Annotated in this window: 5 protein-coding genes; 2 read left to right on the plus strand and 3 right to left on the minus strand. The window is 71.1% G+C overall.

Annotation, left to right across the window (positions count from 1 at the left end):
* Positions 1-19: 19 nt before the first annotated feature.
* Positions 20-508, plus strand: a complete 489-nt coding sequence (locus ABZX37_RS01400; protein ID WP_354734984.1) for a hypothetical protein — start codon at positions 20-22, stop codon at positions 506-508.
* Positions 505-1620, plus strand: a complete 1116-nt coding sequence (locus ABZX37_RS01405; protein WP_354734985.1) for an MAB_1171c family putative transporter — start codon at positions 505-507, stop codon at positions 1618-1620. The genes ABZX37_RS01400 and ABZX37_RS01405 overlap by 4 nt, the downstream gene beginning before the upstream one ends.
* Here ABZX37_RS01405 and ABZX37_RS01410 read toward each other — a convergent pair.
* The 3 genes from ABZX37_RS01410 to ABZX37_RS01420 are packed head-to-tail and all read right to left on the minus strand — an operon-like array spanning position 1614 to position 11580.
* On the minus strand, positions 1614-2783 hold the full coding sequence (locus ABZX37_RS01410; protein WP_354734986.1) for a cytochrome P450: 1170 nt from the start codon (positions 2781-2783) through the stop codon (positions 1614-1616). The genes ABZX37_RS01405 and ABZX37_RS01410 overlap by 7 nt on opposite strands.
* A complete protein-coding gene (locus ABZX37_RS01415) occupies positions 2780-7123 on the minus strand; it encodes a type I polyketide synthase (RefSeq protein WP_354734987.1) in 4344 nt (1447 codons plus the stop codon). Before ABZX37_RS01415 ends, ABZX37_RS01410 begins: the two co-directional genes overlap by 4 nt.
* Positions 7120-11580, minus strand: a complete 4461-nt coding sequence (locus ABZX37_RS01420) for an SDR family NAD(P)-dependent oxidoreductase (RefSeq protein ID WP_354734988.1) — start codon at positions 11578-11580, stop codon at positions 7120-7122. The genes ABZX37_RS01415 and ABZX37_RS01420 overlap by 4 nt, the downstream gene beginning before the upstream one ends.
* Position 11581 lies beyond the last annotated feature (1 nt).

Genomic DNA, 11581 nt, shown 5'->3' on the forward strand with positions numbered 1-11581 from the left:
AGGACTGGGGGGTCGGTTCGTGGATCGCAAGCTGTGGCGAAGATGCCAAAAACTCGCCGACGACCTGGAACTGCCGGAGCCCTTCGATCCGGCCGAGTTCGTGCGGGGAGTCGCCGCGAGCCGGGACCGGCCGATCGAGCTGCTGCCTGCCCGGGCGATCGCCGGGGGTCCGTGCGGGCTGGTGATGTCCACCGACCGCGCCGACTACATTCTCTTGCCCGCCAACACTTCCGCGCTGCATCGCCAGCACATCCTGCTCCACGAAATCGGGCACCTCGTGTGTGGGCACTCCGGCGCCGTGGACGTCGGCGCGCTGCTGCCGACCCTCTCCCCCGAACTCGTCCAGCGGGTGCTCGGCCGCACGGTGTACACCGAGGTGCAGGAACAGGAGGCGGAATTGCTCGCCACCCTGGTCGCGCACCGCGCGGCCCGAGGACACGATCCGGCGCCTGCCGAGAACGCTCGCGTTTCGCGCGGGCTCGCCTTGGTGGAGCGGTGGTTCGGGTGATCGAGGCGATCGGGTACTCCGGCTGCCTGGGCGCGTTGCTCGCGGTGGCCGCGAAGGTGGAGTCACGTCGCCCGACTCCCCCGCCCGGGATCAGGTACCTGTGCCTGTTCATCGGCTGCTTGACCGCCGGGATGACGCTGCTCGCCGTCCGGGGCGGCAATACGGCGGGCCTGCTCGGCGACGAACTGAAACTCGCCTCGCTCGCCTTCCTCGTTCTGTTCGCGCGATCGCTGTCGCCGGGAGAACCGACACGGCGACAGGTCCGCTGCGCCCTGCTGGTGACCGGCGAGATGCTCGCGGTCAACGCCGTGCTGTTCGCCGCCGCCGACGCCCGTGAGGTCGACGGGAACACCGTGGTGAACGGGTCCGGCGTCCTGCCCTTGCTGATCTACTACGTGATCTACACCTTGGCCGCCACGTCGGCGTTGTCGCTGTTCATCGTCCTGATCCGGCGGTACGCCAGGCGGATGGCCCCCGGTTCGCTGCGGCGCGGGCTTCAGTTGATCATCGCCGGTGCCTCGGCCGGTCTCCTGTGGACGGCGTGGGCTGTCGAGGACATGTACAGCTTGCTGGCAACCGGCCGGGTCAGCGCCGCCGAGGACATCCCGTCGGTGCTGCTCGGCGCGGTCGCCGTGACCCTCGCCGCCGCCGGCGCGACGCTCTCCGCGTGGGGGCCGCGACTGGGCGCACCCGTGCGGTGGCTGCGGGCCTACCTGCGGTACCGCCGCCTTGGTCCTTTGTGGACGATGATGCGGAAGGCGGTGCCCGGCATCGTCCTGAACACCGGCGGCGGCGTGCATCTGGCCCTCTACCGCCGGATCATCGAGATCCGCGACGGGCACCTTGCGCTGCGGGAGCACTTCGACCCCGCGGTGGCCGAACGGGCGGCGTACATCGCTCGGCGTACTGGCATCGCCCCGGATCGGATACCCGCCGCTATCGAAGCCGCCTCGATCGTCGCCGCACTGGCCGCCCATCGCGAAGGCCGCCGGTTCGGCACCGCGGCGGACTATCGGCCGCCCGGTCTCGCTCCGACCATCGCGGCCGAGACGGCTTGGCTCACTGCGGTTTCCCGGGAACTCCGCTGGCCGGGTACGTACCGGCTTCAGTAAAGCTCCGCGGTATCCGGGACGAACCGCACCGGCAGCGTGCTGTACCCGGTCAGGAAGTTGGAGTGGATCCGTCGCGGCTCGCCGACGACCTCGATCCCGGTCGCGTACTTCCGGAGTGCCGAAAGCAGCTCCGCGATTTCGATCCGCGCCAACTGGGCACCGACGCAATAGTGCGGGCCGTAGCCGAAAGCGAGGTGTTTGTTCGGGGTGCGGCGGAGGTCGAAGCGGTCCGGATCCGCGAAGACGGACTCGTCGCGGTTCGCCGAGCTGAGCCACAGGGTGACGATCTCCCCCGCCGCGATCGGGTGACCGGAGATTTCGGTGTCAGCGATCGCGGTGCGGCCGAAGTGCATCGCGGGAGTCGACCAGCGCAAGACCTCATCGGTGGCGGAAGGAAGGGTGACGTCTCCGTTGCGCAGCAGATCCCATTGCGAAGGATGGGCGGCTAGGGCCCGGACGGCCTCGATCATGGACAGGCGGCTCGTCTCGTCGCCGCCGATGAGGAGGCTGTAGCAGTTCAGGACGGTTTCTTCGGCGGACAACGCGGAGGCGGCCAGCGCGGTGAGGACATCGTCGGCCGGGGTGGTACGGCGATCAGCCAGCAGGTCGGTGAAGTAGGCCAGGATTTCGTTGCGGGCCAGGGAAGATTCCAGCTCGTCGGAGTCGCGGTCGTCGGAGCTGAGGGCGCGTTTCGTCTGGGTCAGGAGGAAATCGTGGTCGCTCTCCGGCACGCCCAGCAGGTGTCCGACGGTGGTGATGGGGATTCGGCTGGCGACGTCGGCGGCGAAATCGCAATCGCCGCGCGAGACGGCGTCGATGATCAGGGTGCGGGTGTTGCGGCGGACTTGGCGGGTCAGGCGGTCGAGCGCCGACGGGGTGAAGGCGCGTTGCAGGATCTGGCGGAGTTCGCGGTGGCGCGGACCGTCCGTGACGGCGAGCATGCGGCCGGACGCGGAGTCTCCCCCGGCCAGCAGGGTGACCAGGACGTTGCCGCGTTCTGAGGTGTAGTGGGCGGCGTCGCGGTAGACGGCGAGGACATCTGCGTGCCGCGACACGACCCAGAAGCCGTGCGGCTCGTGGCGGTAGACGGGGTTGTGCGCGCGGGTGGAGCGCCAGAACTCAGTGAGATCAGCTTCGAAGGTGCGGGGGTCGGCCAGGTTCATGGGAGTGCGTTGAGTTCGTCGGCCAGGGCGCGGATCGTCGAGTGGTCGAACAAGGTGGCAGCGGGCAGGTCGACGTCCAGGTGTTCGCGGAGCCGGGCGAGCAGCTGGGTGGCCTGGAGCGAATTTCCGCCGAGTTCGAAGAAATCGCTGTCCAGGTTGAGGTCGGGGACGCCCAGGGTTTCTTCCCACAGCTGCAGCAGGGTTCGCTGGAGGTCGGTCGCGTCGGCGAGGTCCTCGCGCACCACGGGGGCTAGGTGTTGCGCGGGCGTCGGGGCAGGCTGGGGTTCCATCCGCTGGGCGGCTTCGCGGCCGACTTCGGCCAGGCCGCGCGGGGCGGCGATGACCTGCGGGCCGAGGCGGGCGGCGAGGATACGCCAGAGCAGGTCGAGGCCTTCGCTCGTGCGGAGGTAGTTGCTGTGCGGATCGTTGGACGCGAGCATGCCGGTCTCGCTCCAGGCGTCCCAGTTGACCGATACGGTGTGCCGCGGCCCGGGCGGGCTGGCGTGGGCGAAGGCGTCGAGGTAGGCGTTGGCGGCTAGGTAGTCGGCCTGGCCGTAGTAGGTCGGAACTAGCGCGGTGACTGAGGAGAACAGGACGAGGAAGTCCGGTTCCTGGCCGAAAACGCGGTCCAGGATCTGGGTTCCGGTGATCTTCGGGGCGAGTACGGCTTCGACGTCCTCGCGGCGGCGGACTGCCAGCATGCCGCCGCCTGGGCTGCCTGCGGCGTGGAAGATGCCGTCGATGCGGCCGCAGGTGTCGCGGATCTGGCGCATGGCCTGCTCGTCGGTGACGTCGGCGACCTGGACCAGGACGGAGCCGCCTAGCGCCTCAATCTCCTTGAAGCGCCTGATGGTCTGCTTGCGGATCGGGCACGGGCCCTCGGCGAGGTAGGTGTCCCAGTCGGGGCGGTCGGGGAAGCTGGAGCGGCCGACCAGGACCAGCCGGGCGCGGACCAGGCGGGCGAGGTCCTCGGCGAGAGCCAGGCCGATGCCGCCCAGCCCGCCGGTGATCAGGTAGGTGCCGCGTTCGCGCAGCAGCGACGGCAGGGATCGCGGCGGGGTGCTCGGCAGGGGGCGGATCTCGCGGACCCAGCGGCGGCGTCCGCGCAGCGCGACCTGGTCGTCCGTGGCGCCGAGTTCGGCGAGCACCTGCCGGGCGTCCGCGGGCAGCGCGAGGTCGACGACGCGGCTGGACAGGTTCGGGATCTCCTGATTGACCATGTGGTGCGGGCCGAGGACGGTCGCCTTCGCGGGGGTGACCGGGTCGGTGCCGGTGACCTCGTGCAGGCCGGTGGTGAGGACCGTCAGGGTGATCGGGACCGAGATTTGCTTGCGGGCCAGGGTCCGGCCGAGTGCGAGCAGGCTGAACAGGCCGTGTTCGAGGCTGTCCTCGTCGAGCAGCCAGGCGTGCACGATGCGGCGGGGTGCGAGTCCGGCGGCGGCAAGGTCGGTCAGGAGTGCGTCGTAGCCGGCGGGGTCGGAGGGGCGGAGCGTGTACCGGCCGGGGGCGCGGCGGGCGAACTCGGTGCCGGGTTCGGCTCGGACCACGGTGGCGCCGGCGCGGCGGAGGTCGTCGAGAACGAGGTCTGCGACCGGCGAGCCTGCGGTGAAGACGAGCCACGGTTCGCCGGGGGTGACGCCGACGCTGGTCTGGTCGAGGGGTTGTTCGGCCCAGGTCGGCAGTTCGAGCGGCGTCTTTTCGACCGATGGCGCGGCGGCGGTCAGCGGGACGCCGTACATCCCGGCCAGCGGCGGACGGCCGGGATCCGGGTCGACCCACGCGCGGACGCGTTGGTACGGGTAGCCGGGCAGCGGCAGGCGGCGGCGGTTCTCCCCCGCCCAGAACGTGTCCCAGTCCGGTTCGACTCCGGCGGACCAGAGGGTGCCGAGCGCGCGGAACAGCAGGTCGGCGTCGGTGCGTTTGTCGGCGCGGTGACGCATGGAGGAGACAATGGCCGGTGCGGGCCCGGTTCGGGTTTCCCGCCAGTGCAGGCGTGCGAGGGTGGACAGCGCGCCGCCGGGGCCGACTTCGAGCAGGACGTGTTCTCCGTTGCCCCACAACGTGTTCAAGGCGTCGGCGAACCGCACTGGCTGGCTCAGTTGCCGGACCCAGTATTCCGAGTCGCGGGCCTGGTCGGCGGTCAGCCAGTCGCCGGTGACGCTCGAGACGACGGGGATTTCCGGGGCGTGCAGCTCGATGTCCGCGAGCGCGTCGCGGAATTTCGGGAGGATCGGGTCCATCAGCGCGGAATGGAAGGCGTGGTCGACCGGAAGCGGGACGCAGCGGATTCCCTTGTCGGTCAACTGGTTTCGGAGCTGGTCCACGAGCTGCGCGGGCCCGGACGCGACGGTGTTGCGGGCGCTGTTGACGGCGGCGATCGACACGCCGTCCGGGAGTTCGGCGCGGAGGTCGTCCTCGGGAAGCGGGACCGCGAGCATCGCGCCCGGAGCGGTGCTCGCCATGAGTTCGCCGCGCAGGACAACCAATTTGGCGGCGTCTTCCAGACTGAAGCAACCCGCGACGCAGGCCGCGGCGTACTCGCCGATGCTGTGTCCGGCGAGGGCTCGGGGCCGCACGCCCCAGTGCGTCCAGAGCCGGGCGAGGGCGTATTCGACGGCGAACAGTGCGGGTTGGGCGAGGTCTGTGGTGCGCAGGGTTTCCTGGTCGAGGTCGATGCCGAGGAGGTCGGCGCAGCGGTCGAGTTCGCGGCGGAACACCGGTTCGTCTGCGTAGAGTTCACGGCCCATTCCCGCGTACTGCTCGCCCTGTCCGGGGAACAGGAACGCGACCGCTGGCGGACGTCGCGGGGCCGGTGGGCGGCCGTCGGCGGCCAGTTCGTCCAGGCGTTGAGCCAGATTCTCGCCGGGTGCGGCTACCAGGGTGCGGCGGTGCGCGTGGGCGGCGCGGCCGCGGTGGAGGGTGTGGGCCAGGTCGGCGACGTCGAGGTCCGGGTTCGTGCGCACGGTCTCCGCGAGCGCGCGGACGGCGGCGTTGGCGGCGGCTTCGGTCCGGCCGGAGACGGTGATCAGCTGCCGGGGCCGCGCGCTGGCTTCGGTGGTGACGGCCGGGGCTTGGGTGAGCACGACGTGGGCGTTGGTGCCGCCGATGCCGAAGGAGCTGACGCCCGCGACCCGGCGACGCTGCGTCCAGTCGCGGAGTTCGGTGTTGACGAAGCAGGGGCTGGAGTCGAAGCCGATGTCCGGGTTGGGTTCGGCGAAACCGGCGCTCGCGGGGATCTGTCCATTGTGGATCGCCAGTGCCGTTTTGAGCAGGCCCGCGATCCCGGCGGCGGAGCCGAGGTGGCCGATGTTGCCCTTGACCGAGCCGATCGGGACGCTGCCGCCGCCCGCCAGCACGGTAGTGAGCGCCTCGACCTCGATCGGGTCGCCGACGGTGGTGCCGGTGCCGTGGCATTCGACGTAGCCGAGGTCGGCGGCGGCCAGCCCGGCGCGGGCGAGCGCGGTGTGGACGAGTTCGACCTGGCCGACGATGCCGGGCGAGGTGAAGGTGAACCGGCGGGATCCGTCGTTGTTCACTGCGGAGCCGCCGATCACCGCGTAGATGTGGTCGCGGTCGGCGACGGCGTCGGCGAGGCGTTTCAGCGCGACGACGCCCGCGCCGGATCCGAAGACGGTTCCGTCTGCCGCGGCGTCGAAGGGCCGGCAGCGACCGGTGCGGGACACGATCGCGCCCTCGTGCCAGAGGTAGCCGTGGCCGTAGGGCAGCTGGACGTCGGCAGCACCGGCGAGGGCGAGGTCGCAGTCGCCCTGCCGCAGGGATTGGGCGGCCAGGTGCACCGCGACGAGGGCCGACGAGCACGCGGTGGCGACCGCGAGACTGGGGCCGTCGAGGCCGAGACGGTGCGAGACGTTCGTGGCCAGGTAGTCGTTTTCGTTGCCGACACTCCACTCCAGCGACGCGAGCGCCGCGCGGGCGGCCGGGTCGCGGCTGACGTGCAGCGCACCGTAGAGGTTCGGGGCGGCGGAGCCGAAGACTCCGGCTCGCCCCGGAACGCGGCCGGTGTCGTAACCGGCGTTCTGGAGCGCGGCGTGCGCGCATTCGAGGAACAGCCGGTGCTGCGGGTCGGTGGCCCTGGCCAGCTCCGGGCGGTAGCCGAACAGGTCGGCGTCAAATCCGGCCAGGTCGGCTACCAGCGCGGCGGCCCGCACGTAGTCGGGGTCGGCAATCCTCGTCGGCGGGACTCCTGCTTCGCGGAGTTCGTCCTCGGTGCGGTCGGTGATCGAGGCGATGCCGGTGCGGAGGTTCTCCCAGAAGCGGGTGACCTCGTTCGCGCCGGGGAAACGGCAGGCCATGCCGACGATCGCGATCTCGTCGCTCATCGTGCTCCTCGGTCGGTCAGGGTGGCCGAGACGGTGCGCACGGTCGCGGATTCGAACAGCGCGCCCGAGCTCAGCGCGATGCCGTAGCGCTGTTCGATCTGGTCCACGATGTGCACGGCGGCGAGCGAACTGCCGCCCACGTCGAAGAAGTCGTCGTCGAGGCCGATGTCGGGGTTGCCGAGCAGGTCTGTCCACAGTTGACGGACGACCTCGACGACTGGCTGCCCGGCCGGGGCGGGCGGCGGGGTCGGCTCGGCGGCGGGTTCCGATGCTGCCGGAGTGCCTAGGTGGTCGACGATCACCGTGGCGGGCAGGTCGCGGTTGAGGACGTCGAGGAAGATCTGCGCGCCTTCCGCTGGGGTGAGCCGCGGATCGCGCGAGGTCGGTGCCGGTGCGGCGGGGCGGCTGAAGTCGGTGCGGGGCACGGCGCGGAAGGTCAGCGAGCGGATCGCGACGAGGTGGTTGCCGGTCTCGGTGTCGTGGAGGTCCACGTCGACTACTCGGGTGGTGCTGGTCTGCTCGCGCATCCGGGAGCGGGCGGTGATCCGGCTGGTGAGCCGGGCGAAGACGGCGACCGAGCGGTAGCGGAACGGGACGAACACCGCGTCGGCGGTGGTGTCGATCAGGGTGGCGGCCGCGACGTCGAGGAGGGCCGGGTGCAGGAGGTGTTCGTGCAGGTCGGTGTGGAACTTTTCGGGCAGCTCGAGTTCGGCGACCGCTTCGTGCTCGTCGCGCCAGCGGCGGACTTCGCTTTCCCAGCGCGGGCCGAATCCGAAGCCGGGGCCTGCCGCCGTCGCGGGCACGTGCGGGGCGGTGCTGGGGAGTGACTGGCTGGCGAGTTCGGGTTCGGTGCCGGGGACTTCGATCATTCCCTCGGCGTGGTCGGTCCACTCCCCTTGTCCCTGCACGGGTTTCGATCGCAGGCGGAAGCGATGACCGCCGGGGGCGGCGGAGACGGCGACCTCGACGAAGTGGGGCTCGGTGACGGGCAGGGAGCGCAGGATCAGCGTGTCGCGCAGGCCGACCGGGGAGGTGTCCGGCAGGACGGCTCTCGCGGCGGTGACGGCGAACTCCAGCATCGCCGTGGCGGGCAGGACCGGGACGCCGCCGAACTGGTGCTCGTCGAGCTGCCAGCTCTGACCTGGGGCGATGACGAAGCGGTGGCCCGGAGTGTCGGTCATGCCGGTTCGTTCCCAGCCGGGCCAGGCGATCGAGAGGGTCCGGGGCTGGCGCAGCCGGTGGCGGGCGGCGTGGGCGTTGAGGAAGGCGTTGGCGGCGGCGTAGTCGGCGCTGCCGCGGAGGCCCGACACCCCGGCGTGACTGGAGAAGTAGACGAGGAAGTCGAGGTCTGTTCCAGACAGGGCGTGTTCGAGTGCGCGAGTGCCGTGGACCTTCGGTCGCAGGACACTGTCCACATCGGACCGTGAGCGGCGTTCGATCAGGCCGCCGCCTGCGATTCCGGCGGCGTGGACGACTCCGTGCGGGCCTCGGCCGAACGTGCGCTCGATTTCGGTGAAGGCACCGCGCAGGGATTCGGGGTCGGTCACGTCGGCTTTGAGCACCGCGACGGTCGCGCCCGTCGCTTCGAGCTGCGCGATCGCCGGGGTGCGGGTGGCGGAGCGGCCGAGCAGGGCCAGCCGCGGGCGGATCCCGGTCTCGGCGAGTGCCTGCGCGATGACGAGGCCTACTCCCCCGAGGCCGCCGGTGATCAGGTAGATTCCGTTCTCTCGCAACGGGCGTGGCTCGGCCGGGGTGTCGTCAAGCGGGACGATTTCGGGCAGCCAGCGGGTCCGGCCGCGCAGGGCCACGTGGGGCGCGGTCAGGGTGGCGAGTTCAGCGGCCAGCACGGAGGGCACCGCGACGGGGCCGACGTCGATCAGCACGCAGCGGAGACTGGGGATCTCGCGTTCGACGGTGCGGGCGAAGGCGTTCAGCATCGCGCGGGCAGGGTTGAGCGGTTCGGCGCCGGTCAGGTCGACGGCGTTCCGGAGCAGGATCGCTAGGGTCGCCGGGGCGGACCGAAGTTGCTTCGCCAGGGTTTGGACGCAGGCCAGGACGCTGTAGAGGCCGGTTTCCAGGTCGGTGCCGTCCTCGTCGGCGACCCCGAGAGCGTGGACGATCAGGTCGGGTATCGCGGTCTCGCGCAGGGCTTCGACGGTGGGCAGGTCGGTGGTGCCGTACCCGGCCGCGGCTACGGAATCCGTTACCCACTGGGCGTTCTCGGGTCGGAGTACCAGCGCTCGCGCGCCTCGCACGATGGTCGCCGGTGCGTCGCTGCCGGGTTGCCAGCGCTCGTGCAGCAACGTCCACCCGGCGGGTTTCGGCTGGTCATCGGAAGTGGGGCCGTGATACTCGACCCAGTGTCGCCTTCGCTGGTAGGGATAGTCCGGCACGGGGATCCGGCGTGACGTGCGCGGGGCCCGGCTGCGCCAGTCGATGTCCTGGCCGTGGACCCACAACCTGGCCAGGGCGTCGTTGAGGCCGTTGCCGGAGAGGACCGGCAGGACGCGGGCGGATGCGGTGCCGGGGCCGATCAGCACCGTCAGGTCCGCTCGCGGCTCGGTCCTTTGTGGACTGTCGGCGCCGCTCAGCACGCGTTCCGCGAGATCGTGCGAGATTTCGCCCTCGCGGAAGGCCTGCGCGGCCAGTGCGCCGACACCGTCGCCGGTCACGCTCTCCGGTCGCACTCCCCAGCGGGTCAGGCAGGTGGCCATCGCGTACTGGAGGACGAACAATGTCGGGCGGGCGAGGTCGGGTGCGCCACCCGGTCCGGCAAGGGGTTCGAGGACCGCGAATGCGGCATCGTACGCGTCGCGGAAGTCGGGCTCGGTGGCGTAAAGACCGCTCGCCAAGCCGGGCTGCCACACCGACTCGTCCGGGAAGTGCAGGCCCACGCTGCGCGGACGCTCCTCCGAGCTGAGAACGCCAGCACCCAGCTGCGCGAGGAAATCGTCCCGGTTCCGCGCCACCACCGCCGAACGCACGGAGCGCGCGGTCCGGCCGACCTGCAGCGTGTTCGCCGCGGCGGCGAACAGGGCCGGGTCGAGGTCGGCGAAGTAGCTGCGGAGGCGGTCGCGAAGCTGGGACTCAGCAGTCCGGTCGTCGGCGGACCAGACGACGATCTGCTCCCCGGACGAAGGCGGAAGTTCGGCTGACGGGGCCTCTTCCAGGATCACGTGGGCGTTCGTGCCGCCGATGCCGAAGGAGTTCACGCACGCGCGGCGGACCGAACCCGGCTGGCGGGGCCACGGGCGAGATTCGGTGAGCACCTCGAACGGCGAATCGGCGAGGCCGAGTCCGGGATTCACCCCGTCCACGTTGATGCTCGCGGGCAGTCGCTCGTGCCGCAGCGCGAGGACGGTCTTGATCACGCCCGCCACTCCGGCCGCGGTGCCGAGGTGGCCGACGTTGGACTTCACCGAGCCGAGCAGGCAGGAACCCGGCGGCAGCAGCTGCCCGGCGAGCGTGCGGAACGCCTGGGTCATCGCGGCGACCTCGGTGCGGTCGCCGATCGCCGTTCCGGTGCCGTGCGCTTCGAAGTACGAGATGGTGCGCGGGTCGATCCCCGCCGCGGCGAACGCGCCGGTGATGCAGTCGGCCTGGCCGTCGACGCTCGGGGCGGTGAAGCCGGTGCCGCGCCCGCCGTCGTTGTTGACCATCGAACCGCGGACCACCGCGTGGACGGTGTCGCCGTCGGACAGCGCGGCGGAGAGCCGTTTGAGCACGATCGCGCCGACGCCGTCGCCGAAGTTCGTCCCGGTGGCCGCGCTGGCGAAGGGGCGGCACGAGCCGTCGGCGGAGTTGACCCCGCCGGGCACGTGCACGAAGCCGCGTTCGCTCTGCGGGTCGATCATCGAACCGCCGACGAGCGCGAGCTCGCAGTCGCCCGCGAGCAGCGCTTGGCGGGCCAGGTGCAGGGCGACCAGCGAGGTGGAGCAGGCGGTGCGGACGGTCAGGCTCGGGCCGGTCAGCCCGAGGCGTTGCGCGACGCTGGCGGCGAAGTAATCGGGGTCGTTGTTGAAGTCCACGGCGAGCTGGCCGACCGAGCGCAGGAGGCGGGCGTCGGGCTCGACGTGCTCGCTGGCGTACCGGTTGCTGCCCGCGCCGGCGAAAACGCCGATCCGGCCGGGGAAATCGGCGGGGACCTGCCCGGCGTGCTCCAGCGCGGCGTGGCCGACCTCGAGGAACACCCGGAACTGGGGGTCGCGGATCTCGGCTTCTCGCGGGGTGAGACCGAAGAACGCGGCGTCGAAGTCGTAGGGCGCGTCGATCCGGGGACGGCGGCGCACGTAGCCGGGCATGGCCAGGCGTTTCGGGTCCTCCCCGGCGCGCAGGATCTGGTCGTCGGAAAGCGCGGTGACGCAATCACGGCCGTCGAGGAGATTCCGCCAGAATTCGCCGAGGTCATTCGAACCCGGAAACCGGACCGCCATCCCGACCACGGCGATCGGCTCCATA

It is taken from the genome of Amycolatopsis sp. NPDC004079, assembly GCF_040610415.1.
In the GTDB taxonomy this organism is placed as follows: Bacteria; Actinomycetota; Actinomycetes; order Mycobacteriales; family Pseudonocardiaceae; genus Amycolatopsis; species Amycolatopsis halotolerans.